This is a genomic window from Pseudoalteromonas sp. SR45-1, from assembly GCF_014163655.1.
Lineage (GTDB): Bacteria > Pseudomonadota > Gammaproteobacteria > Enterobacterales > Alteromonadaceae > Pseudoalteromonas > Pseudoalteromonas distincta.
Genome location: NZ_JACJDR010000010.1, coordinates 1 through 25672 on the forward strand (window position 1 = coordinate 1; position 25672 = coordinate 25672).

Genomic DNA, 25672 nt, shown 5'->3' on the forward strand with positions numbered 1-25672 from the left:
GTGATACTTGCGGATCATCGCCATTTTGCGGATGAATACCTTTTACATAGTTTTTATAACGAATAGCAAAGCCTGTATCGTTAAATACAAATGTATGAAGCAGTGTGCTTTCAAACAATGTGTGCGCACCTAAGTAAAAACTTATACCTTTGCGCATCTGCTTTTTACCATCTGGAGTACGTGAGTCATCCGGTTGATACGGAATATGTTGATTGCCAATATCATCGGTTAACAATGCAAGGTAAGCCTCAAGCTCTTTAGCACCTGCGTTAGGTGCTTGTGTGGCGGTCATGGCGTTGTAATAATTCAGTGCAAACAGCTTTAGGTCTAACGGCTCATCGGCACGGGCTGAAAAGCTAAGAAATATAATTTATAGAAAGCTTAGCTTGCACTTCATAACGACTCTTTTTAAAAAAGTATTTTTACTAAAACGACTAAATTTATTAATACATTAATTTTTTAGCGCAGCTTTTCTTGCAAGTTCTTTTATATCTTCATCGATATTGTCATCAAAAGACATTGAATAAATTCTCCAACCTTCTTTCACTTTAAAAAATTGAAATTCAAAACGAATAGGCTGCCTATCGTAGGTTACTAGGTAGGTTACATGAACAAAAAGCTCCCCAACTTTATAATCAGAAACCTTATTAATGAAATTAATTTCACCAACAAGATCATCAAGTGAGGATAGCTGTGTTTTTATCTGTTTTACCTGATCAGGTATCGACGACACATATTTATTACTTGCGTAAATGGAATCAACAGCATCGCTTGTTTTTTCATCAGCGTACAATTCAAAAAATTTATCAACTTCTTCTTGGTAATTGTTAGCACTGACACCCGATGAGAGTAGAAGTAAAGCAGCAAATATTATTTTCATTTTTAACATTCCTTATTGTTTCTAATATAAAAACACACTATTTAAAGTAAATAAAGTTATAAAATACGGCAAATTACATTTTGCTCTTTACTCTATTCGTTGCAACGCTGTTGGCAGGGTCGTCCGGCCAAAAATGTTTAGGGTAGCGACCTTTCATTTCCTTTTGCACATCGCGGTAACTGCTAGCCCAAAAGTGCGCTAAATCTTGAGTAAGTTGCAGTGAGCGTTTACCCGGCGATAGCAACTCCATAAGTAGTGGCAGTTTACCGTTGGCAAGCATAGGCGTGTTGGTCAAGCCATAAACTTCTTGCATACGAACGCTTAGCTTTGCAGGGCCATCTAGTTGGTATTCTATTTTTATATTTGAGCCACTGGGCACCGTTAAGCGCAGTGGTAACAGTGTTTTTAAAGCGGTTTGCTGTTGCCAATCAAAGCAGTTTTGTAATGCTTCAAAGTAGTTAAACTTTTTAAGCTGCGTGAGCGTTTTAATATCTTCTAAAAATACGCCTAGCCACTGCGCTGCATTTTGAATAAGTTGTTGCTCGTTTATTTGCGGAAATTTATCGGGCATTAAATTACTTGCTAAGCTCATACGTATCAGCAATTGCTGCGCATCAGGTTGCTCGTTAAATAATGCAAAACCATGTTTAGCAAATAAGTTAAGCCACGCTTTAGCACGCTCGCTCTTATCTAGTTTTTGTTTACTAGGCTGGCTGCTGAGCGTTATAGCCCCGAGCTTTACTTCATCTTGGTGAATAAAGCGCGCTGATTTTTCATCAAACTCACAACGAGTAAGTTCACTAAATAAATGCGGTAAAAATTCTTGTAACTCAAATGGGTTAAGCGCGGTGGCTGCAAATATACGCCCACCTTTGTGCCCGCCCATGGTTGCTATAGCTAAGTAATCGTCGTTGTGCCAGTAATCGGCATTTAACTCAGCACCAGCACCATTGGCAAGTAAATAACCATTACCACGTTTTTTAGCGATGCGATCGGGGTATGCCAATGCCACCAGCAAACTTATATAATGCGTATTTAATTCGCTGTTTTCGTCTTTTACTTTTAAGCGGCTTTGCCAATATTTTAACTGTTGTTTAAATACCGGATGCGGACGTTGCTGCTGGCTATGCAGCGCTAAGGTCAACTCGTTTGCACTATTTACTCGGCTCTCAAGTAATGCCACTAAATAAATAGCGAGCCTAAAAATACCAGGGAGTTGGTCATCAAGTATTTGTGCTTTTAATAGCATATGCGCCAAACGAATATCAGCACCAAAACCTAACATTTTACTGCCAAGCGGTGTGAGCTTACCTTTGCTATCAATAGCTTCTAGCATGTTAAGCAGGTTACTTGCTTGCTCACATTGTTGCTCAGTGGGCTTATCGAGTAGGGTTAACTCATCAATACAGGCTCCCCACTGCTTTGCCTCAAGCATAAGTTGGCTTATGTCTGATGTGAGTATTTCGGGATTGTCGTGGCTATTACGTCGCTCAAAGGTTTGCTTTGAGCCAAGCCTATATACAATACCCGGCTCTATTCGCCCTGCACGCCCAGCACGCTGCACAGCAGACGAGCGCGATATACTTTGTGTTATGAGTTCAGTAACCCCTGTTTTTAAATTAAAGGTAGCTGCACGGCGCTTGCCGCTGTCAATTACAATGCGTATGCCTTCAATAGTTAAACTGGTTTCGGCTACATTGGTGGTTAGCACTACTTTGCGCATGCCGTTTGGTGCAGGAGCAATAGCAGCTTGCTGATTAGCTTTATCTTGCTCGCCAAATAGCGTTGCAACTTGGCAGTTACTTGGTAAATCGCTCAGTGCTTGTTGCACGCGTAGTATCTCAAATTGCCCAGGTAAAAACACCAATACGCTACCTGTTTGCTCATTAAGTGCTTGTTTTATTATATTAGGAATTGCATCAAGCCAGCGGCTTTCATCTTTTATGGGTATGTATACTTCGTCTATCGGGTAGCTGCGACCGCTTGATTGAATTACAGGGCAGTCAAAAAAAGCTGTATAGCGCTCTGTATCTAGCGTTGCCGACATAAGCATGATGGTTAAATCTTCACGTAGCGCACTTTGGGTCTCGAGCGCAAAGGCAAGTGAGGTATCGGCTGCAATTGAACGCTCATGAAATTCATCAAATATCAGTAAATCAATATCGCTTAATTCGGGATCGTTTTGCAGCATGCGTGTGAGCATGCCTTCGGTGACTATTTCGAGGCGCGTATTAGCGCTTACTTTACTCTCGCCCCTGATCCGCAAACCTACACTTTGCCCAACACTCTCGTTTTGGCACTTTGCTAAGTAACTTGCAATATTACGTGCAGCTAAACGGCGAGGCTCTAGCATTACAATACGTTTAAAATGCCCGTCACGCATTAGTTGTAGCGGCAACCACGTAGATTTACCCGCACCAGGCGGTGCTTGTAATAACGTAATAGGATTACTTTGTAATGTAGTAACGAGTTGTTGATATATGTCTTGAACCGGCAGCACAGCTATTTACCCAAAATTGCTTTGTGTGCATTGTAACAAAAACCAAAAATAAACGCGCCGCTAAAGCTATGTGGTTATAAAGGATTTAATTAATGGTTACATAATCAGAAATAATTACAGACCGCTCTGTACATTTTTTAAGGATGTGCTCAAAAAATTAATTATTACTGCCCCAATAAAAACATAACACCATGATTATAAATGCAAAATAAAAATTTAACTTATTGGTATACGCCTTGCTCCTTTTATACTGAACGTTAATTAAATCTAAGTAAGGAGAAACTTATGAACAGCGATCGTATGAAAGGTAATTGGAACGAACTTAAAGGTAAGGCTCAGCAAAAATGGGGCGATCTTACTAACGACGATTTAGATAAAATTGAAGGTAGCCGTACAGAGCTAGTGGGTAAAATCCAGCAGCAGTATGGTAAATCTAAAGAAGAAGCAGAGCGTGAAGTTGATGAGTTTGAAAAAACTCACTAATCGCTAACTTCTAAAAAAACCGCCATTTTGGCGGTTTTTTTGTTTAAGCTGTAGGTTATTTAGTTACGCTTTTAGCTGGTCACCTATTGGTAACTGCCTAATACGCTTTCCACACGCTGCAAAAATAGCATTACATAATGCTGGCGCATAAACTGGTGTAGATGGCTCGCCTACCCCTGCTGGTGGTGCATCGCTTTGTACAATTTCAACGTCAATCTCAAGAGGTGAATCGCTCATACGCGGTACGCGATAATCATGAAAGTTACTTTGCTGTACGCGGCCTTTATCAAAGGTAATACCATCGCTGATTGCAGTTGTAATCCCATAAATAGAGCCACCTTGGGTTTGGTTTTTAACGGTGTCGGTGTTTACAACCGTACCCGCATCAATGGCAACCCACGATTTAATTACGTTTAAATCGCCAGCATCCGACACTTCTACTTCAACTACCGTAGCTACGTAAGTTAAAAAGCTTCTGTGTGCTGCTATGCCTAAACCTCGCCCTTTAGGAAGTTCTCGCCCCCATTTACTCATGTCAGCTACTTTTTCAATAACATGGCGCAGTCTGCCAATATCTAAAGGGTAAACCTCTTTATCGCCACCGTAATTATCGTATGTGGCATTTTGCTCAGTTACATCAACAATGCGACTCGGACCTATGGTGTCTAGTAAATAGTCTTTTTGGTCGCGACCGGCTTTGTGCGCCGCTTCGCCAATAAATGACTGAATAGCAAAGGCATGAAAAATATTTGATACAGAACGCATCCAACCAATTCGTGCTTTGGCAGGCGCATCACCATTTTCTAACTTCATGTTAGGTGTGTTAATAGGGTTATCGGTAAACCCTAAGCGCAGTTCAAAGCTCCCTGGCGTAGTCGCCCCTTCTGAAAAGGTAGAGGTAATTGGTGAAAACGCGGTGCGGTGTAAATAAGATTCTATAGCGCCATTTTTATCTAGCGATGCTTCAATATGCTGAGCCGAAACCGCATGGTAAAAACCATGTTGTATGTCATCTTCACGCGTCCATTGCACACGAATAGGTTTGCCTACTTTCATTGAAAGGTAAGCGGCTTCTGCTGAAAAGTCAGGTTTTGACTTACGCCCAAAGCCGCCTCCTAACATGGTAACGTGAACATTAATTTTGCTCTCATCCATGCCAAGCATGGCAGCCACTGTTTTCATATCGGCTTGTGGATTTTGCGTAGCAGCCCATATATCAACACTGTCTTTGTTGTACATAGCTGTTGCACACGGCGGCTCCATTGGTGCTTGAGCAAGATGCGGTGCGTAATAATCAGCTACGAGTTTATTGCTCGATTTAGCCAACACGCCCATGGCATCGCCTTTATCACGTATGTTTGCCTGTGGAGTTTGTACTGTTTTTAGTAATGACTTTTTAAATTCTTCTGAATTGTAATCGCCATTTTTGCCATCATCCCACACGACTTTTAATGCTTTACGCCCTTGCCATGCAGCCCATGTGTTTTTAGCTATAATCGCAATACCGCCTTTTGGCTGAAACTGCGGTGCGCCTTTTGGTGCAGGAATTTCAATAACATCTACAACGCCGTTTATCGCTTTTGTAGCACTGGCATCAAATGACTTAACAACACCGCCTACTACCGGAGGGCGTTCAATTATAGCCACTAGCGCTTGTGGTTCGCGTACATCGGCTGCAAATATTGCTTTACCTGTTACTAAATCGGCTAAATCTATGTGCGCCATGCCAGTATTAATGTAGCGCCATTCTTTGCGTGTTTTAAGTGTTAGTTTGTCAGCTTCTGGTGGCGTTATTGTAAGCGCTAAGTCGATTAAATCTTTATAAGTAAGCGATTTACCTGAGCTGTGTGTAACAACGTGTTGATTGGCTGTACAGGTCTGCGGGTCAACTTTCCAATACTTAGCGGCAGCGTGCTGCATCATGTAACGTACACTTGCGCCCATTTCACGCAGGCGTTGCATGTTGTAGCGAATACTGCGCGAGCCATCGGTATTTTGATCGCCATATTTAGGGTCGCCCTTACCCTGAATAACAATAACCTTATCCCACGCAGCTTCCATTTCATCGGCAACTATTTGTGCAATCGCGGTGCGAATTTGTTGACCCATTTCAGAGCGATGACAGGTTATTTCAACCATGCCGTCTGGGCGCAGTGCAATAAATAAGTTTGCGCGCTTTGCTTGCTCAGATGGTTGCTCTAACACTCCCGCGAATGCTCTTGGCGCACTGCCTACAAAATAAGTACCGAGTACCAACGCACCTATTGCACTGGTTTTTAAAAACTTACGGCGGTTTAAATCAAAGTATTTGTTATCTTGGTTCATACTTCTTCCCCTTGTTCATTTGGGTCAAAATACTGAACACTCGCCATTGTTTTAGCAGCTGATTTAATTGCTTTATGAATACGCGGGTATGTACCACAACGGCAAATATTTCCCGACATATTACTTACTATTTCATCGTCGGTAGGGGTTGGGTTTGCAGCTAATAAGCTTGCAGCTTGCATCATTTGGCCGCACTGGCAAAAACCACACTGCGGTACTTTATGCTCTATCCATGCTTGTTGTACAGGATGGTCGCCCTGCTCGCTTAACCCTTCAATTGTCGTAATTGAACGCCCTGCTGCTGCCGCTACAGGTAATACACACGAGCGCTGAGCTACCCCATCAATATGCACGGTACACGCACCGCACTGTGCCATACCACAGCCAAATTTAGGCCCAGTTAAATTTAATTCATCTCGGAGATACCATAATACTGGCGTTGACGGATCGCCAGAAAACTCATGTTTATTACCATTAATGGTAAGCGTGATCATACTAAACTCCTTGGCAAAGCGCTTTACAGGAGGGTTCCTAGTTGCGCGAGAACTATTTTTAATTACTTACTATTTTATACTTACTACTTTTAGCCTACCACTTAGATCTGTTTTATAAAAATACTAATTATTAGAACGTTTTACTGTTAAAAACAGATCTACATTATCAAGCATACTAAAACATACATTAATGAGTGCTCATAACATCTTCAGACAACAATTGCTCATCGTCTTTATAGACTTCAAGCCAACCTGGTGGTGATGTATCACAGCCAATAATGGTTACATGTAGTATGTAACTATAACGTCCATTTTTAAACGTATAATGGTGATTACCGCCAGTGCCACTAACCGTTACATCGCCGTTAAATAAAACCATATCAGGCTTATCCTTTGCTCTTTTATCAATATTCCACACTGCATATCGATAATTATGATCGCCTAAATCATCAACACGAATATGGTAGTTAGCTGTTCTCCAATCGAGTACTGGTTTTTCAAAGTTATTAATACTTGAATGCAAAGATTGCTTATCGTCTTCGATTAAGCTTTTTGCAAGTGTCTGCTCTTTAGATGTTCCGCTATTTATACCGATAATTTTACCATCAGTATCAACCCACATAACGCCGTTATTTAGCATAATGCCGCGCCAACCTACTTTCTCCCAATCAGTTTTAATGTTTGAACTGGCAATAACTGTGGTGAGTTCATCGTCAAACACTTCATCAAAGCGGTTAATAAACTCAGCTTCATTTTTAATGTCAGGCAATGGATATTGCCTTTTTAGAGGGTAGCGAATAAGTGCTGCAATCGCAGTTTTATCATGCGCTTTAAAAGCAGCAATAACAGGTAAAACACTCTCGTGATACTTTTGCTCAAGCGCAAATATGTGTGATGTGAAAAGTAGTGATAAGCAAAAGAAGATGAAATTTATATACTTCATTCTTAGTCCTTTAGTTTTTGATTCGCTATTATTTTCTGCAACTTATCGACCAGATTTTTTATATCAGTAATAGCCTGATATAAATCATGAGGAAGAATATCAATTACCTCATTTTCTTTGGTATACCCATTTCTATGAACAATATCATGCCTTATGTCGATGATTAATTTCACTTTAGAAGTGTCTATATTTATTTTACAACCAAGTACTTTTTTGTACATTTCCATGGTTTTATCAATTTTGTGAAATAATACCTCGCTAACGCACTTAATTGCCAACCCACTTAAATCCATTCCTGATTTAGATAAATCAAATAATGAATATTTCGTATTTCTTATTTGATCCACACGCTCTAACGCATTATTTAGATAGACACTATTTTCAGATATTAAGGCTTTTATTGTGTCCCCTAAAAAAGCTTCAAGAAGTGTTACTGAGTATGAATAACACATTTTAATTATTAAATTTTCATTAAGAGGTATAGGTTCAGAAAGTGAATTTTCAGCAAGTTTTTTGATATTGGTTAACTCAGTCACAAAATTTTGATAGATATCAACTGAGCCATTTTCTTTTAACCATTTTATCTCTGAAATCCATTCATATTCATCATTTAAATAATCTTGATAAGCTGAATAGTCATTGAGTAAACTTTGCCACTCCTCAGATTCAACTGTTAAATTTTGATCAGTAAGCCTTTCGCGAACCCATTTTTCAGCCTGTTTCTCTTGTTCACCAAATAAAACTTCTTTTATAGAGCTCAAAATATTTCCTTATAATTTATGTTTAAATAATGAATATATTAACTATTTTTAATACTTTAAAATTAAGTTTTCTTAATAAAAAATAAAAAACGAGCCAAATTAGGCTCGTTTTTTGTTTTAACTGATAGCTAGAAACTAACCGTTTCGCTTTACTCCGGATCATACCCCAAATTAGGCGATAGCCATCTTTCAGCTTCTGCTAGCGTCATATTGGTTCGTTTAGCGTAGTCTTCTACTTGATCGCGTTGTACCGCTGCTACTGCGTAGTATTTAGCCTCAGGGTGTGAGAAGTACCAACCCGAAACAGCAGCACCTGGCCACATGGCGTACGAGCTGGTTAGCTGCATGCCAATGCGTTTTTCGGTGTCGAGCAACTGCCAAATTTTCTTTTTCTCAGTGTGCTCTGGGCACGCAGGGTAACCTGGCGCTGGACGAATACCTTGGTAGTTTTCGCGTATTAGCTCATCGTTTGCTAGGTTTTCGTCTGGTGCAAAACCCCAATACTCTTTACGTACTTTTTCATGTAAGTATTCTGCAAACGCTTCGGCGAGCCTGTCGGCAACGGCTTTAACCATTATTTTGTTGTAGTCGTCTTGCTGTGCGTCAAACGCATTGGCTAAGTCGTCTTCTTCTAGGCCGCCCGTTACTGCAAACGCGCCAAAGTAATCAGGCGTGCCTTTGGGTGCTATGTAGTCGGCTAGGCAATAATTAGCAAAGTCGGTTTTTTCGGTTTGCTGACGTAAATGGCACGAAGTAGTTAATACTTCTTTGCGTGTTTCGTCGGTGTATATCTCAATGTCATCACCCACGCGGTTAGCCGGGAATAAACCAATTACACCAAGTGGTTGCAAACTGCCTGCTTTTTCAAGGTCGTCTAACATATCGTTAGCGTCTTTAAATAAGCTTTGTGCTTGCTCGCCTACTACTTCATCGTCCATTATGCGCGGGTATTTACCGGCAATTGACCACGTCATAAAGTATGGCGTCCAATCTATGTATTTACGCAAAGTCGCGATTGATACGTTTTTAAATTCAGTCACGCCCAGCTTTTTAGGCACTGGTGGCGTGTAGTTATCCCAATCAAGCTTTGCTGCGTTATCGCGTGCGCGCTGGATTGTAACAGGCTTAGAACGTGGTTTTTTGCGCGCTTGTTGCTCGCGTACTTTTACATATTCAGCTTTAGTTTTAGCTAAAAAGTCAGGTTTAATGTCTTTTGATAGTAAGTTTGAAACCACACCAACTGCACGGCTTGCGTTATTTACATACACAACGCCTTTGTCATATTGCGGCTCAATTTTTACTGCGGTGTGCGCTTTAGAGGTAGTTGCACCACCAATGAGTAGCGGCAGTTCAAAACCACGGCGTTTCATTTCTTTTGCTACGTGCACCATTTCGTCAAGCGATGGGGTAATTAAGCCCGATAAACCAATAATATCGGCTTTTTCGTCGATGGCGGTTTGCAGTATTTTATCGGCAGGTACCATTACGCCTAAATCAATAACTTCATAGTTATTACATTGCAGTACCACGCCTACAATGTTTTTACCTATGTCGTGTACGTCGCCTTTTACGGTCGCCATCACTATTTTACCATTGGTTGAACCTTCTTCTTTTTCGGCTTCAATAAATGGGTCTAAGTAGGCTACGGCTCGTTTCATTACGCGCGCCGATTTAACCACTTGTGGTAAAAACATTTTACCTGCGCCAAATAAATCCCCTACTACGTTCATGCCATCCATTAACGGCCCTTCAATTACGTGAATAGGTTTATCGGCAGCAGCGCGGCACTCTTCGGTATCTTCATCTATAAAGGTAGTAATGCCTTTTACAAGCGCGTGCTCAAGGCGTTTTTCAACAGGCCATGTGCGCCATTCTAAATCTTCTACTCGCTCGGCTTGTGCCATACCAGAGTATTTTGGTGCAAGCTCTACTAAACGCTCGCCTGCACCTGGGTCTGTGTTAAGTATTACGTCTTCAACGGCTTTACGAAGCTCTTCTGGGATGTCGTCGTAAACGGCGAGTTGCCCTGCATTTACAATGCCCATATCCATACCCGCTTTTATGGCGTGGTATAAAAATACCGAGTGAATAGCTTCACGTACTGGGTTATTACCCCTAAATGAAAACGATACATTTGACACCCCGCCCGACACTTTACAGTGCGGTAAGTTTTGTTTAATGCGGCGTGTGCCTTCAATAAATTCTACTGCGTAGTTGTCGTGCTCTTCTATACCGGTGGCTACGGCAAATATATTAGGGTCGAATATAATATCTTCTGGTGGAAAACCAATGTCTTCTACTAATATTTTGTAGCTGCGGGCACATATTTCATATTTGCGGTCTGCTGTATCAGCTTGCCCGTCAGTATCAAACGCCATTACAACGGCAGCTGCACCAAAACGTTTTATTATTTTAGCTTGGCGAATAAACGGCTCTTCGCCCTCTTTTAGCGATATAGAGTTAACAATGGCCTTACCTTGAATACACTTTAGGCCTGCTTCTATTACTTCCCATTTAGAGGAGTCGACCATTATGGGTACGCGTGAAATATCAGGCTCTGAGGCTATTAAGTTTAAAAACTTAACCATCGCGGCTTTTGAGTCCAACATGGCTTCGTCCATGTTTATATCAATAACCTGTGCGCCATTTTCTACTTGTTCGCGGGCCACTGTTAGCGCGGCTTCAAAGTCTTCTTCCATGATTAAACGTTTAAACATGGCAGAACCGGTTACATTGGTACGTTCGCCGACATTAGTAAATACTGCTATTTGTTGGGTCATGTTGGCTCCTTAATTTAAGTTACAGGCTTCAAGGCCTGATAAACGCATGCGTACTTCAAGCTCTGGCAATTGGCGTGGTTTAACGCCCGCTAGACCTTTTGCAAAAGCACGAATATGCGCAGGCGTGGTGCCACAACATCCACCTACTATATTAATAAAGCCCGATTTACCCCAATCGATAATTTCGGCTGCCATTTCAGGCGCTTCTAAGTCGTATTCACCAAACTCATTAGGCAAGCCCGCATTAGGGTGTACCGATGTAAAGGTTTCGCACACGCGCGAAAGCTCTTCTACATATTGGCGCAGTAAATCAGGGCCAAGCGCGCAGTTTAAACCAATCGAAATAGGCTTAATATGGCGAATAGAGTTATAAAATGCTTCGGTTGTTTGCCCAGAAAGCGTACGGCCAGAAGCGTCAGTAATAGTGCCCGAGATCATAACTGGTAATGTGCGCCCTGCTTGTTCAAAGGCTTCTTCTACACCAAACGAGGCGGCTTTTGCATTAAGCGTGTCGAATATAGTTTCGATTAGTATTAAATCGGCGCCGCCTTCCATTAATGCAAGGGTAGACTCTACATACGCAGTAACTAGCTTATCAAAAGTAACGTTTCGGTAACCCGGATCGTTTACGTCTGGCGAAATTGAACACGTTTTAGATGTCGGCCCTAAAACACCGGCTACATAGCGCGGTTTTTCTGGCGTTTTAGCCGTAAATTCATCGCAAATTGCGCGTGCTAATTTAGCCGACTCTAGGTTTATTTCACGGCTTAGGTTTGCCATGTCGTAATCTTCCATCGAAATAGTGGTCGAGTTAAACGTGTTGGTTTCGATAATATCGGCGCCCGCTGATAAAAAACCACGATGAATATCAGTGATTAAGTCGGGCTTGGTTAGGCTTAATAAATCGTTATTGCCTTTAATTAATACATGCCAGTCTTTAAAACGCTCTCCGCGATAGTCTTCTTCTTCTAGCTTATGATCTTGGATCATGGTGCCCATAGCGCCATCTAAAATTAAAATGCGTTCTTTTAATGCGGCACTTATTTCGGCTTGCTTATTATTTGTAGGCGCGTTATTCGGCATAGTTGTTAGTCCTCACGTCTTGGCTAACTAAATTAATATCATACGGTGTGGTTTGGTACACGTAGTAATTTAACCAGTTCGAAAAAAGTAAAAAAGCATGGCTTTGCCACGTTTTTGAAGGTTGTTTGGTTGCATCGTCATCCGGAAAGTAATTTTCGGGCTTTGGTGCATTAGGGCTTTTTTTACAATCGCGCTCGTATTCTGCTTTTAGCGAGTCGGCGTCGTACTCTGGGTGGCCGGTTATAAACACTTGGCTACCCGATTTATTTTTAAGTAAGTAAGCACCTACTCGCTCAGAACCTGCCAGTACAACGAGTTCTTCACAGGCGTTTATTTTATTTATATCAATATGGCCGTAGCGTGAGTGCGGTACCAAAAAGGTATCGTCGAATCCGCGAGTCAGTGCACCGTGATCAAAATAACACTGGTGAGTAAATACGCCACACAGTTTATCGTCTTTTAAATCGCGTTTTAAATTGTAACGGTGATATAACGCTGCATGCGCTGCCCAACACGAAAATAACGTAGAGGTAACGTGTTGCTCAGCCCAATCAATAATGACCTTTAGCTCATCCCAATACGCTACATCGTCGTATTCTAAATGGGCAAGTGGCGCACCGGTTACTATTAATGCATCGTAATTGTTGTCTTTAACCTCAGAAAAGTAACGGTAAAAGGTATCAAGGTGCTCTTCTGAGTTGCTGCTACTGCGGTGAGTGTCGAGGCGCAGTAGTTCTACGTTTACTTGCAAAGGTGAGTTGGCAAGTAAGCGAATAAACTGAACTTCGGTTTCTACTTTATTAGGCATTAAGTTTAAAATAGCCAAACGCATTGGGCGTATTTCTTGCGTTTTTGCACGACTTTTTGGCATTACAAATACGTTTTCTTGACGTAAACGTGCAATTGCCGGCAACTCGTCTTTTACTGTAATTGGCATACTTTACTCCTGCTCATAAAAACCGAGGCTTAATTATGAACTGAAAGTAAAAAATATCAACCTCTAGATGTATAGATGTCCAAATGAAATTTATTCATGATTTTTTTAAGATTTACTAAAAGTTATAGATGAGAGGGAATGCATTTATATTGAAGTACTTTGTTTTAGTGAATTGAAATAGCGCTACTAAAATCAGTAGCGCTATTATAATTAAAAACGATAATTTACAGATAAATTAAGAGCGTAAATATCGCCTTCATTTGTATCAAAATATTGGTATTCAGCACTTACTTGCCAGCGTTGAGTTAGCCTAAAGTCAATGCCGGTTCCGTACGTTACGCCGCCTTCATCGTAGTTTTGCTCAGTTATTAGCGTAGAATTTGTATCTGTACCAGTTATTGATTCTGCAAGGTTTTTTAAGTCGCCTTCATTGTAACTTAATTTATTTCTACCATAGCCACCAAATAAAAACACATCAGCTCGAGATGAAATTGGATAATTAGCTTTTACAAATATACTTGTTTGCAAATCAAGGCTTGAATCGATTTCGCTCTTAATGAATTCTGAACTCAGCGAACCGTCCTGTGGGTTCTGAGTGTAAACAATTCCGTTTAGAGGCGTTGACTCATCATTTAACCCAAAACCTATACGCCCTTCTAATGCAAAGTAACGCGAAAACTGATATCCAAACCGGCCGTAAAGCGTTGTAAACTGTATGCTATCACTCTCGTATACATCAATTTGCGTAGACCCTATCCCTATTCCTTGGTAATAACCATTTACGTGGAGTATGTCTGCTTGGCTCGAAAATGAGTATAAACCTAAAAGTAATGCCCCTAACCTTGTAACTATTTTCATGTTCATTCCTTTAAACCTTTGTAATATTTAATAATGTGATGTTTAACAACAAACTAAGTGTGGCCTGCCTATATAACTTGCTTATACTTTACAGCTTGTAAATATACTGTACCACTTTTGTTAAAAATGAAATGTATTTGAACAATATAAAACAATAGATTACAGAATTTTACACAATAGAAATCCTGTAATAGTAGTGTTTTTAACGAGCAATCAAAACAAAGTACCGCTTAGGTAAGTGTATTGTTCTATACAGCATTCGTTGACTGTTTCACCCGTCAGCCACTACAATACAACATTGAAATTTTTATTATTATTTGAAGGCTTTCCTCCATGGTTTTACCTGATAAATTTATATTCTCGATGAGTCGAGTATCTAAGGTTGTGCCACCTAAGCGCACTATCTTAAAAGATATTTCGTTGCACTTTTTTCCTGGCGCTAAAATTGGTGTGCTTGGTTTAAACGGTTCTGGTAAATCTACGTTACTGCGTATTATGGCCGGTGTTGACCAAGATTTTGAAGGTGATGCACATCCTCAGCCTGGTACTAAAATTGGTTATTTACCGCAAGAACCTGTTTTAGACGAAAGTAAAACAGTACGTGAAACTGTTGAAGAAGCTGTTGGCGAAGTTAAACATGCACTTAAACGTCTTGACGAAGTGTATAACGAATACGCCATGGAAGACGCTGACTTTGACGCACTTGCAAAAGAGCAAGGCGAGCTTGAAGCTGTTATTCAGGCGCACGATGGTCATAACATCGACAACGTTTTAGAACGCGCAGCTGATGCACTTCGCCTGCCAGAGTGGGATGCTAAAATTGAGCACCTTTCAGGTGGTGAGCGTCGCCGTGTTGCTATATGTCGATTATTACTTGAAAAACCAGACATGCTTATCCTTGATGAACCTACTAACCACTTGGATGCTGAGTCGGTTGCATGGTTAGAGCGCTTCTTACACGATTACGAAGGCACTGTTGTGGCTGTAACGCATGACCGTTACTTCCTTGATAATGTAGCTGGCTGGATATTAGAGCTTGACCGTGGTGAAGGTATTCCATGGGAAGGTAACTACTCTTCTTGGCTTGAACAAAAAGATGCGCGCTTACAGCAAGAACAAAAATCTGAAAAAGCACGTCAAAAATCAATTGCGCAAGAACTTGAATGGGTTCGTTCAAACCCTAAAGGTCGTCAAGCTAAGTCAAAAGCACGTATGGCTCAGTTTACTGAAATGCAGCAGTCTGATTACCAAAAACGTAACGAAACTAACGAGATGTTTATTCCACCTGGTCCGCGTTTAGGTGACCAAGTACTTGAAGTAACTAATCTTCGTAAGAGTTTTGGCGATCGCGTTTTAATTGATGACTTAAGCTTTAGCATGCCAAAAGGTGCCATTGTGGGCATTATTGGCGCGAATGGCGCGGGTAAATCAACGCTGTTTAAAATGATAAGCGGTGAGCAAACGCAAGACAGCGGTAGCATCAGTGTTGGCGAAACAGTACACCTAGCTACTGTTGATCAGTTCCGCGACGGTATGGACGAAAGCAAAACTGTTTTCCAAGAAATATCAGACGGACAAGACGTACTGAAAATTGGTAACTTTGAGTTCCCAAGCCGAGCATATGTAAGTCGCTTTAACTTTAAAGGTAACGATCAGCAAAAGTTTGTTAAAGACCTATCAGGTGGTGAGCGTAACCGTTTACACCTTGCTAAGTTATTAAAAGCTGGCGGCAATGTGTTACTACTCGATGAGCCAACCAATGACTTGGACGTTGAAACACTACGTGCACTGGAGAACGCTATTTTAGAGTTCCCAGGTTGTGTAATGTGTATCTCGCATGACCGTTGGTTCCTTGACCGTATCGCTACACATATTTTAGATTACCGTGATGAAGGTCAAATTAACTTCTTTGATGGTAACTACACTGAATATGAAGAGTGGCTTAAAAAGACCCTAGGCGCTGAGGCAACTCAACCTAAACGTATTAAGTACAAAAAAATTGGCTAAAAATATTGGTTAATTTTATGTTTGTATAACTTAAGCCCTGCACTTTGCAGGGCTTTTTTATGTCACCAGCATTACAGGAGCACATCTTGCTAGCATGTAGAGAATTACCCGCTATGCTTAATTTATTATAAAAACAGTAAGGCTAAATTAGGTTATGCAAAATCGTCGACAGTTTTCTCGTGTGCTATTTTCAACTAACGCTCTGTTATGTTTTGATAGCCAACAGTATCCGTGTAAATTACTCGATCTATCGTTACATGGCGCGTTGGTTACTAATTGTGATGCATTTATTGGCAGCCACAATACGCAAGCAATACTGCGTTTTACATTACCTCAAAGCGATATAGAAATAAAAATGGAAGTAGTGATTTGCCATATTGAAGCCGATCATATTGGTTTAAAATGCCATCACATTGATATAGACAGTATTACTTATTTAAAGCGTTTAATAGAGCTAAACTTAGCCGATGATGAGCTACTGCATCGCGAATTAGCGTCACTTATTAATGACTCACAATAGACTCATTCACTTAAGTTGATTACCATAGCGCAAACTTTATAAAGCTTGTAAATATGCGCTTAAATCCTCATTTGCCTTTGGTATACCATCCTAACTACTCGTTTAGCTTTGATCCTAAGCATCGCTTTGTAATGAGTAAATTTGCACATTTATATCAACATGTTGCAGAGCTTGGTTTAATCGGCAGTAACCTAGTTGAGCCAATATTAGGCACGCCAGAGCCGCTTGAGCTTGTGCATTGCGATAATTATATCCAAGATTTATGGCACAACCGCTTAGATGAAAAAGCCATGCGTCGCATTGGTCTACCTTGGTCAAAAGAGCTTATGGCACGTACATTTACAGCCCCTCAAGGAACGCTACAGACAGCCCGCTTAGCACTTAAACACGGTATAGCGTGTCATCTTGCTGGTGGTACACATCACGCACATAATGACTTTGGTTCAGGTTTTTGTATGGTTAACGATTTGGCCTTTACCACGCAAACTTTAATTAAATCGGGTGAGGTAACTAACGTACTTATTCTTGATTTAGACGTGCACCAAGGTGATGGCACAGCTGCAATGTTACAGCATCAACCCTATGCGTATACTTGCTCTATCCATTGTGAAAAAAACTTCCCCTTTAGAAAGTCCGCTAGCGATTTAGACATTGGCCTGGCAAATAATATGAAGGACGACGAATACCTTGCCATAGTTAACGAAACACTAAGTTATTTACTTAAAGAGCTAAACCCAAGCTTAGTACTTTACGATGCTGGCGTTGATATTTGGCAAGGTGATGGCTTGGGTAAGTTAGATATCAGCTGGGATGGCATAGCTAAACGTGACCATTTAGTGCTAAAACGCTGCCTTGAACACAATACACCTGTAGCTACTGTGATAGGTGGAGGTTACGATAGAGATCACCTACGCCTCGCTAAACGCCACGCTATTGTTGTTGAACAAGCTGCTGGCTTTTAGTTTGAAATGAAAATGTTAAATTATCGTTCTTGTTTAATATGTAAAATAAAAAAGAGCATATTATGAAACAGCTATTTATTACCATCACGCTAATTTTATTAAGCTTTACAGCTTACGCACAAGATACAAGCTCAGAAGCAACATATCCTAAATTGCCTACATTAAATTTACAAATGGCTGATGGGTCGCCACTCAATACTCAAGATTTATTAGGTCAACCTTACGTTTTACACTTTTGGGCAACATGGTGTCCGTACTGTAAAAAGCTGCAGCCAGCACTTCAAAAAATTGATGATATGGGATTAAAAGTTATTGCCGTGAGCTTTGAAGAAGATGACGATGCTACTCCCGCTAAAGCACTTAGCGAAAGAGGTTATACTTTTAAAACAGCTGTAAAAGCCGATGCAATAGCACAGCAATTAGGTATACGAGGCACACCTACTACATTATTTGTAAATAAAGAAGGCAATGTAATTTGGCTGACTAATACGTCAAACCCAGAAGATCCAAATCTTCATTTAAATGCACGAACATTGTTGCACTCCATAGACATGGCAACTGAGTAACTTATTGCGCTTTTAACTGATTAGGTGTTAAGCCTGTCCAGCGTTTAAAGGCGCGCCGAAAGTTAGGTATATCGTAAAAAGCTAAATGTTCAGCGACTTGTTCGTTATGTTTGGCGCACAGAGTAAGTAGGTAAATAGCTTTGTGCTTATTTTGCTCATCTATTAACGCTGAAAAGCGTACCCCATTGAGTTTGAGTCTGCGCTTAAATGTAGCTGAGCTCATAGCAAAGTGCTTTGCGGTGCACTCTAAATTAGCACTTGGGTGAGAGTATAAGTATCTGCAGACGGCTTCAATAAAAGTCATGCTAACTACGCTTTTATTATGTAGCTGCGACTGCGCTTGCATAAATCGTAATTGACTCGCATGCGGGTTTTTAGCCCTTAACATGGTTTTATTTAATACCCAGCGAGTACATGGCTTATCAAAACTTACCTTTAGCCCTAAATTTTGCTCGTAATCTTGAATATGCCGAGGGCGTTTAAAAGCAAAGTCGAACTGACAATGCGGGTAACTTTCGCTCACTCGTTTAAGTAAACTATAAAATGCAGTGCTGTATATCTCTAGCACATAGTGGTAAAGGCTTTCATCAAACCCATGTGCTGGCTGAATATAAATATAAACATTATCGTTTTTAATATACGTTTGGCTAAACAGCAAAGGCGCTAATTGCATTCTTAAAAGTGATAATTGCTTTAATACTTGAGCTAAATTATCGCTATATTTTAATGCCTGAGCTTCGGCTCGAGTGTCGTTAATAAGTTGGCTACCGAGTAAAAAACCACTGTCAGTACTTTTCATCAACAACTTAAATTGAGCTAATAAACGCACCTGCTGAGACACACTAAATGTATGCTGAAAATTAAGTAAGTCTTGTTCAAAAATACCGGTACCGCGTAGCAGCTTATGTAAATTTATGTTTCGGCTTTGAGCAAGCTCTACAGCTGACGTAATAAGCCCTTGAGCGCTTAAATATTTGTCGTCTTGGCTAACAAACATGTGCACGGTGCGCTACTTTTAGTTGATGCTTTTTTTGTTGTAATTGACTATGCAGTTGGCTTGTTAGTTTACCTGTACTGCTATGCGTATTACCTTGTATTAAGGCGGTAGTGACATATTGAAACTTTGCTTTTTTAGATGCTTCAACTTTAAATGCACAATGCTTTAGAGCTCCTTTAATTTGTGCCATCAACTCTTTAGCTTGCTGCTCTGTGGTGGCTGGCATCAATACCATAAAGCAATCTCCTGCGTAGCGGCACACTACATCACTTAGTCGGCAATTCATTAACAATAGCTCGCTAATTTCACGCAGTAACCGGTCGCCCTCACTAAAGCCAAACTCACTATTAAAATGCGAAAAATCACGAATATCAATAGCCCCAAGCCAGAGTGGTTGTTTGCTCGTAAGTTGCTCTTTAATTGCAGAATCTAGGTACTGCGCCTTATAAAGACCTGTAACTGAACACACCTTATCGTGCTCACGTAAATGCGCTTCACGGCGGCGTAGCTGACGATTTAATACGTACTGCTCTTGATGCCAATAATACAAACCCACACTCGTTAACAACATGCCTAAAGGTGCTGGCAGAGATTCAATCCAACTGAGCCATTGATGGGCGGGATGCATTAGCCATTCATCAAGTAAATCGAGGGTTGCCGAGAACATAAATAACCCAACACCTATCACTAAGTAAGTGGTTACTTTACCCGGTGGTCTTGAAATTAATAACGCGGCAATCCATACGAGAGTCATTAATACAATACCGCCCTCCCCCATAATATCGAGCCACTGAATACTGGCGTAAGTTTTTAATACACCTAAATAACTACTTAAAAACACAGCGCTAAAAAACATCGCAATAATAGCGTTTATTAATAATCGGTGGCTGATAAAGGGGTTAAATCGCATGTGCGGTATCTCGTTTATAAATGAGTTTTAAAGTTAGTTCATACAAGTTTTGTTAGCAGGGTCATATTAGCTCAGCTATATGACAACTAAATGATACCTACTTTAAAAACAGCCCTGCACGGTACATAACACCTGACTTTACGAGGAGTGATAAAAGCTCAATACGCTCTAGATATTGCTCAAACACCTCTAAATACATGTATTTAAACTAAACACTGTCACATTTACGTAATCAAATATCTTTAGCTTGCTCGCCATATCAAGAAACAACCCAGCAATAACCAAGAGCAAATACAATGAAAGACTTTAAAATAAAAGCACTGGTAGCCGCATTAGCCTTATGTAATTTAACGGCTTATGCAGAAGATGATGCAAAAGAAACCACAAAAAAAGATATCGAAGTTTCTGACAAAATTGTTGTATACGGTGAAATTGGCTACAGAAACCGCTCAGACGAACTCGCACCAACCTTAGAATATTCACAAGAGTACTTTCAACGTTTTGAACCATTGACCGCAGGCGATGCATTAAAACGAGTACCCAGTGTTACATTTTTATCGGATGTGCTTGAATCGGATGGTGCACGTATGCGGGGGTTAAGCCCTGCTTATACAAAGGTGCTTATAAACGGTGAAGAAGTACCTGGCGCTGGTGCCGACCGTTCATTTTTTGTTGACCGAATTCCGGCTGAGTTAATTGAACGCGTTGAAATTATTCGCTCATCAAGTGCTAACCGCTCAGCCGATGCTATTGCGGGCACATTAAATATTGTATTGCGCGATGGTTACAGTTTAGATGGCGGTTACTTGCGTGCTGGTGGCTTGCTTTATGACGATGGTGAATTTAAAGAAAGCTTGGCTGCTGTGTACGGTACTGAATTTGCTGGTGGGCGCTTATTACTTGGTGCAAATTTACAAGGCAGATATAACCCAAAACAAAAAACTAGTTTGCGCTACGGCGATAGCCCTGAAAACAATATAAATTTTCAAACAGAAGAGTTTGATAACCGCGAAGACCAATCAGACACTCGCGATGGCGACGACACGTCACTTAACTCCAGCTACGAAATTGTTTTTGACGACGATAGTCAGTTTAATATTAGCGCTATGTGGGTTGATACAGAGCGTACTGAGGATGAACGTTCATTTGAATACAACGACCCAACTGCAACCAATAACGATATTGTAAATGGCGGTAACTTAGAAACAGATAATGCCAATGTTAAATATATTGACCAAACTAATTACAACATCAATACCGCTTATGAATTTCCACTACTAAGCGGCACAAGTAAGTTTAAATTTGGCTTTGCTCGGTTTGAAGAGTCTGTTTATGAGCAAGAAGTAGAACTAGATACGTCTGAGCTGCCTATGGTATTTGAAGAAGAGCAAACTAAAAGTGAAATAGATGATAAAGAATGGACTCTACAGTGGCAACACAGCCAACCTTGGGGTGACAGCAAAGAAATTCAGCTTGGTGCATTTTTACAAAATAAAAAACGCGACAGTGAAATTTTAGAATCGCAAAACGAATTAGAACTTGCACTTACCAGTTGGGATCAATACGCAGCATCACCTTTAACGCTTGCTGCATTTAATAGCGAGTACGAAGCGGTTACTGGTGGTGTAAATACTTTAGAAGAAGATCGCTTTGACTTATTTGCCCTTGTTAAGCACAAAGATGATTTATTTGCTTGGGAGCTGGGCGTTCGCTGGGAGTCTACCGATTCTAAAATTAATGATAAAACAATTGGCGTGACCGAAAATAATAGTTACGACTTTATCCTCCCCTCGGCACACTTTCGTTATAACGTTAGCGAAAATGGGCGTATAAGTGCATCGATTGCGCGTAGTTTACGCCGCCCTGAGTTTGATTTTTTAACGCCGGCACTTATCGAAAAAGAGCTTGGCGATAACGACCAACTAGGGAACCCTGAATTAAAACCAGAATCAGCTTGGGGTATGGACTTAGGCTACGAGTATCGCTTAGGAAAAAGTGGCGTTGTAGGTATTAATTTATTTTATCGCAAAGTAAATGACCTAATAGAAATAGCAAATACAGGACAAGAAGGCTCTGAGGGCGAAGGTACATTTGTACTGCAACCACGCAACACCGGCGATGGTAATGTTAAAGGAGTTGAGCTTGATTTATCTACTCCACTTGGCGCATTTAGCATGCCTAATACGGGTGTATTTTTAAACTACTCATGGCTTGATAGTGAAGTAACCGATTTTTTTGGAACTCGCAAATTTAACGACCAATCAGACTACGTTTATAACATTGGGTTTATTCAAGACTTACCCGAACTCAAAGCTGCATTTGGCGTAACTTACCGTAAGCAAGGTGATGCCTATGGACGTATTGTAGGTGAAGAAATAACTACATCTTACAGTGCCGACTTTGAAGTGTTTTTAGAAAAACGTTGGGAAGATGTAACGCTACGCTTGGTGGGTTCAAACCTACTTGATGCAAGTAAACACGAAACCTTTAATAAATTTGATACCGTTGAAGATCAGTTTAGTAGAAGCTTTGATGAGTACGAAATTGAATCTGAAGAAGCGGGACCGGTTTATCAACTTATGCTGCGTTACGCGTTTTAAATAAGTCTATGAGGTAGTGCTAATCACTTTATTTAGCGCTACCAAACATGAGAGAACTATAATGATAAAAAAAACATTACTGCTAATAACACTTGGCTTATGCAGTATACAAAGCGTATTGGCAAACGTAACGTACACCGATGTATTATACGAGCAACAAAAAATTGCCAACTTGACGGTGCTGCCTAAGAGCTTAAATTTTACGGTTATTGGTGATTGGGGACATAACGGGCACTTTTATCAAAAAGACGTAGCACACCAGTTAGAAATAGCGATGTTTCAAACGGATGGTGATTTTACTATTTCAACTGGCGATAACTTTTATCCCAATGGCGTGGCAAGTGTTAACGACCCGCTTTGGCAAAGTGCCTATGAAGATATTTACCATGGTCCACATACATTCGAGCCTTGGTATGTAGTACTGGGTAATCATGATTATTTAGGTAATGCGCAAGCACAACTTGATTACAGTAAAAAAAGTCAGCGCTGGAATTTACCTGCACGCTATTACAGCAAAACCTTTACTTTAAAAGGTGGCGAGCAGATATTAATGGTGTTTTTAGACACTAATACTTTAAATCCTGAATACAAAACACGCGAAAAATACAAAGCAACTCAAGGGCAAAACAGCCAAGCGCAATTAACATGGTTAGATAGCCAACTATCAAATAGCCAGGCACGATGGAAAATAGTGGTTGGTCATCACCCACTTTATAGCAGTGGAAAACGTTACGGACTTACTGAAGGTTTACGTAATTTACTCGAGCCCATATTTGAGCAAAATGGTGTGCAAGCATACATAGCAGGACACGAACATGACCTGCAACATAACCAAATAGATGGCAGTAAACTCGACCACTTTGTATCTGGTGGTGGTAGCGAAGCGCGTTACGTAAAACAACGTGAATTTACGCGTTTTGCAGAAGCTACTCCAGGATTTTTGAGCTTTTCGATTAACAATGAAGCACTAAAAGCAACGGCTATTAACTATAAAGGCGAAGTGCGTTACAGCACTCAAAAGCGCTTTGACCAATAAAGGGTTACAACATGAACTTTAAATTAAAAACATCTATTAGCTTAATTGTAAGTAGCTTAGTGCTTAGTACATTAAGTGCGTGTAGCAATAGTAATATGGCTACAAATACGGCAGTAAAAAACACATCCGATAAAATAGTCATTAATAGTACTGAATTTGGTCCAACAGATAACATGCAAGGCTCACAAGCGGTATGGTTAAATAATAACAATTGGTTGCTAGCAAGCGAAAGCAAAGGCTTAGTGTTAGTTGAAAGTGAAACGCAACAAAGCCGCATTATAAAAAAAGGTAACTTTGAAGCGCTTGCTGTCACTAAGCTAACAGCACACTCATTTTTGGTTGCAACTATTGATAACAATCAAGATAACGTTGTTATATTTAAGCTTGAGCACACTCAAAGTGGCTGGGATACAATTGAACTAACCCGCATTAACCCACCACAAGCACAACCCGATACGGTGTGTTTATTTGCTAATAAAGCGAGTGAATCAATATCGGCATTTGTACCTGATGTACGCGGGCTAATTACCGAAACTATTATTTTTGATACAGCGAATAATAAAGCGGTTAACGTAAATGTACGTGAATTTTCTGGCGTTAGTGAGGCGTCGGGTTGTGCTGTAAGTACAACAACAAATACCTTATATGTAAGTGAAAGCGAAGTAGGCATTTGGGCAATAAACGCGAACGCGGAATCGCAAGCAGATAAAAAACCGATTGCTTTAGTCGCCCCCTTTGGAAAGTTAGACAGTGAACTAGGAGCTATTTCAGCTTCGCAAGATGGTATTATCTGGTTTACTAGTACCAAAAACAATACTGTGTATGCTTATGATCCAATTAGTAAAATGCTTAATAACTGGATGTTAAATGGTGACTTGAGCTTGGAATCGGTAGCGGTAAATTACACAAGTAACAACGCGGCAACGGCAGTGCTGTATAACGACGAAACAGGCGCTTATATTAAAAGTACACTACCTGTAACACCTATCATAAAATCATTAAAAACCAGCCCCCAATCAATTACTCAAATAAAGGCAAGTGCACAAACTGCCCCCGTACAAGCGTTTGGTGATGCAGCAGACGATCCGGCAATTTGGGTTAACCCTAAAGATGCAGCAAACAGCTTAATTTTAGGCACCGATAAACGCCGTGGACTAATGGTATACAGCCTAAATGGCAAGCTTGAACAGTCACTTGAAGTTGGTCGTTTAAATAACGTAGACCTGCGACAAAATAGCACGATTAAAAACAGTACCAATACATTAATAACTGCCAGTAACCGAACGCTTAACGGTATTAGTGTATTTACAGTACAAGCTAATAATAGTGTGAAGTACATTGCTGATATTCCTACCAATCTTGATGAAATTTATGGCTTATGTATGTACTCGTCAAATACGGGGAACTATGTATTTGTAAATGATAAATCGGGGCTATATCAGCAATATAAAATCAGTGAGAATAACGAAAAAATAACAGGTAAACTTGTTCGCGAGTTTAACCTACCAAGCCAACCAGAAGGCTGTAGTGCAGATGATGAACTAGGACAATTATTTGTAGGCGAAGAAGATGCCGGTATTTGGTTTATAGGTGCAGAGCCAACGGCAGGCAGTACACCGGTTATGCTGCAAGGTATAAATGAGCAACTTGTTGATGATGTTGAAGGTATGGAAATTTACCACAGCGACAAAACACGTTATTTAGTTGTTTCGAGCCAAGGTGATAACAGCTACGTACTGTATAAAATAAAGAATGGTACTGCGGGCATTAAAACACCTAGCTTAGAGTTTGCAGGTAAGTTTAGTGTAATAAGTGATTTGGTTAATGGTATTGATGGCTCATCAGAAACCGACGGGTTAACAGTAACATCTAAGTCTCTTCCGGGTTATCCTGAAGGTATTTTAGTTGTACAAGATGGTTATAACCGTATGCCACAGCAGCCTCAAAACTTTAAAATAATAGATTGGCGAGAAGTAAAAAAAGCAATTAAGTAGTGCTTATTTAGTCGCCATTATTTTAATGTCGCATTG

At 40.4% G+C, this 25672-nt stretch carries 20 protein-coding genes and 1 pseudogene; 8 read left to right on the top strand and 13 right to left on the bottom strand.

Annotated elements, in window-relative coordinates; all coding sequences use genetic code 11:
* The 3 genes and pseudogenes from H5089_RS11460 to hrpB form a co-directional block, all read right to left on the bottom strand.
* A pseudogene (locus H5089_RS11460) lies at positions 1 to 292 on the bottom strand (nuclear transport factor 2 family protein); the annotation flags it as partial.
* 159 nt (positions 293 to 451) lie between these two features.
* A complete protein-coding gene (locus H5089_RS11465) occupies positions 452 to 880 on the bottom strand; it encodes a hypothetical protein (protein ID WP_170072028.1) in 429 nt (142 codons plus the stop codon).
* Positions 881 to 953: 73 nt separating this feature from the next.
* Positions 954 to 3380: an ATP-dependent helicase HrpB gene (gene hrpB, locus H5089_RS11470; protein WP_182712237.1), complete on the bottom strand. Its 2427-nt coding sequence runs from the start codon at positions 3378 to 3380 to the stop codon at positions 954 to 956.
* Between the two features lie 285 nt (positions 3381 to 3665).
* Here hrpB and H5089_RS11475 point away from each other — a divergent pair, with 285 nt between their 5' ends.
* Positions 3666 to 3863 (top strand): CsbD family protein, encoded by a 198-nt coding sequence (locus H5089_RS11475; protein WP_008132353.1) that lies wholly within the window; start codon positions 3666 to 3668, stop codon positions 3861 to 3863.
* Between the two features lie 63 nt (positions 3864 to 3926).
* Here the strand turns inward: H5089_RS11475 and H5089_RS11480 are convergent, their stop codons facing one another.
* The 8 genes from H5089_RS11480 to H5089_RS11515 form a co-directional block, all read right to left on the bottom strand.
* The gene (locus H5089_RS11480) at positions 3927 to 6188 is read right to left on the bottom strand and encodes a xanthine dehydrogenase family protein molybdopterin-binding subunit (RefSeq protein WP_182712238.1); all 2262 of its coding nucleotides are present in this window, start codon (positions 6186 to 6188) and stop codon (positions 3927 to 3929) included.
* Entirely contained in the window at positions 6185 to 6682 is a 498-nt protein-coding gene (locus H5089_RS11485) for a (2Fe-2S)-binding protein (RefSeq protein ID WP_182670838.1), read from the bottom strand. The genes H5089_RS11480 and H5089_RS11485 overlap by 4 nt, the downstream gene beginning before the upstream one ends.
* 187 nt (positions 6683 to 6869) lie before the next feature.
* On the bottom strand, positions 6870 to 7625 hold the full coding sequence (locus H5089_RS11490) for a hypothetical protein (RefSeq protein ID WP_182712239.1): 756 nt from the start codon (positions 7623 to 7625) through the stop codon (positions 6870 to 6872).
* 2 nt (positions 7626 to 7627) lie between these two features.
* Entirely contained in the window at positions 7628 to 8386 is a 759-nt protein-coding gene (locus tag H5089_RS11495) for a HEPN domain-containing protein (protein ID WP_076925136.1), read from the bottom strand.
* 149 nt (positions 8387 to 8535) lie between these two features.
* Positions 8536 to 11166: a methionine synthase gene (gene metH / locus H5089_RS11500; RefSeq protein ID WP_182712240.1), complete on the bottom strand. Its 2631-nt coding sequence runs from the start codon at positions 11164 to 11166 to the stop codon at positions 8536 to 8538.
* A gap of 9 nt (positions 11167 to 11175) precedes the next feature.
* Positions 11176 to 12249 (bottom strand): homocysteine S-methyltransferase family protein, encoded by a 1074-nt coding sequence (locus H5089_RS11505; RefSeq protein ID WP_024605362.1) that lies wholly within the window; start codon positions 12247 to 12249, stop codon positions 11176 to 11178.
* The gene (gene metA / locus H5089_RS11510; protein ID WP_002958117.1) at positions 12239 to 13186 is read right to left on the bottom strand and encodes a homoserine O-succinyltransferase; all 948 of its coding nucleotides are present in this window, start codon (positions 13184 to 13186) and stop codon (positions 12239 to 12241) included. The genes H5089_RS11505 and metA overlap by 11 nt, the downstream gene beginning before the upstream one ends.
* A gap of 210 nt (positions 13187 to 13396) precedes the next feature.
* Entirely contained in the window at positions 13397 to 14044 is a 648-nt protein-coding gene (locus H5089_RS11515; protein ID WP_024596549.1) for a porin family protein, read from the bottom strand.
* 333 nt (positions 14045 to 14377) lie between these two features.
* On the opposite strand from H5089_RS11515, the gene ettA reads away from it, so the two are divergent.
* The 4 genes from ettA (at position 14378) to H5089_RS11535 (ending at position 18099) form a co-directional block, all read left to right on the top strand.
* On the top strand, positions 14378 to 16051 hold the full coding sequence (ettA, locus tag H5089_RS11520) for an energy-dependent translational throttle protein EttA (protein ID WP_024605363.1): 1674 nt from the start codon (positions 14378 to 14380) through the stop codon (positions 16049 to 16051).
* 154 nt (positions 16052 to 16205) lie between these two features.
* Positions 16206 to 16571, top strand: coding sequence for a PilZ domain-containing protein (locus H5089_RS11525; RefSeq protein WP_002958114.1), 366 nt, complete (start codon positions 16206 to 16208; stop codon positions 16569 to 16571).
* A 53-nt stretch (positions 16572 to 16624) separates the two neighbouring features.
* The gene (locus tag H5089_RS11530) at positions 16625 to 17533 is read left to right on the top strand and encodes a histone deacetylase (protein ID WP_182712241.1); all 909 of its coding nucleotides are present in this window, start codon (positions 16625 to 16627) and stop codon (positions 17531 to 17533) included.
* A gap of 62 nt (positions 17534 to 17595) precedes the next feature.
* Complete coding sequence (locus tag H5089_RS11535) at positions 17596 to 18099, top strand: TlpA disulfide reductase family protein (protein ID WP_024596552.1); 504 nt, start codon at positions 17596 to 17598, stop codon at positions 18097 to 18099.
* 1 nt (position 18100) lies between these two features.
* Here H5089_RS11535 and H5089_RS11540 read toward each other — a convergent pair whose 3' ends face one another.
* Positions 18101 to 19102 (bottom strand): AraC family transcriptional regulator, encoded by a 1002-nt coding sequence (locus tag H5089_RS11540; RefSeq protein ID WP_182695047.1) that lies wholly within the window; start codon positions 19100 to 19102, stop codon positions 18101 to 18103.
* Positions 19086 to 20006 (bottom strand): GGDEF domain-containing protein, encoded by a 921-nt coding sequence (locus tag H5089_RS11545; RefSeq protein WP_024596554.1) that lies wholly within the window; start codon positions 20004 to 20006, stop codon positions 19086 to 19088. Before H5089_RS11545 ends, H5089_RS11540 begins: the two co-directional genes overlap by 17 nt.
* A 296-nt stretch (positions 20007 to 20302) precedes the next feature.
* Between H5089_RS11545 and H5089_RS11550 the strand changes: the two genes are divergently transcribed.
* The 3 genes from H5089_RS11550 to H5089_RS11560 all read left to right on the top strand — a co-directional run bounded on the left by H5089_RS11550 (position 20303) and on the right by H5089_RS11560 (position 25636).
* A complete protein-coding gene (locus H5089_RS11550) occupies positions 20303 to 22606 on the top strand; it encodes a TonB-dependent siderophore receptor (RefSeq protein ID WP_182712242.1) in 2304 nt (767 codons plus the stop codon).
* Between the two features lie 61 nt (positions 22607 to 22667).
* Positions 22668 to 23642, top strand: a complete 975-nt coding sequence (locus tag H5089_RS11555; protein ID WP_165723817.1) for a metallophosphoesterase — start codon at positions 22668 to 22670, stop codon at positions 23640 to 23642.
* A gap of 11 nt (positions 23643 to 23653) precedes the next feature.
* Positions 23654 to 25636, top strand: coding sequence for a phytase (locus H5089_RS11560; protein WP_182712243.1), 1983 nt, complete (start codon positions 23654 to 23656; stop codon positions 25634 to 25636).
* The last annotated feature ends 36 nt before the right edge of the window (positions 25637 to 25672 follow it).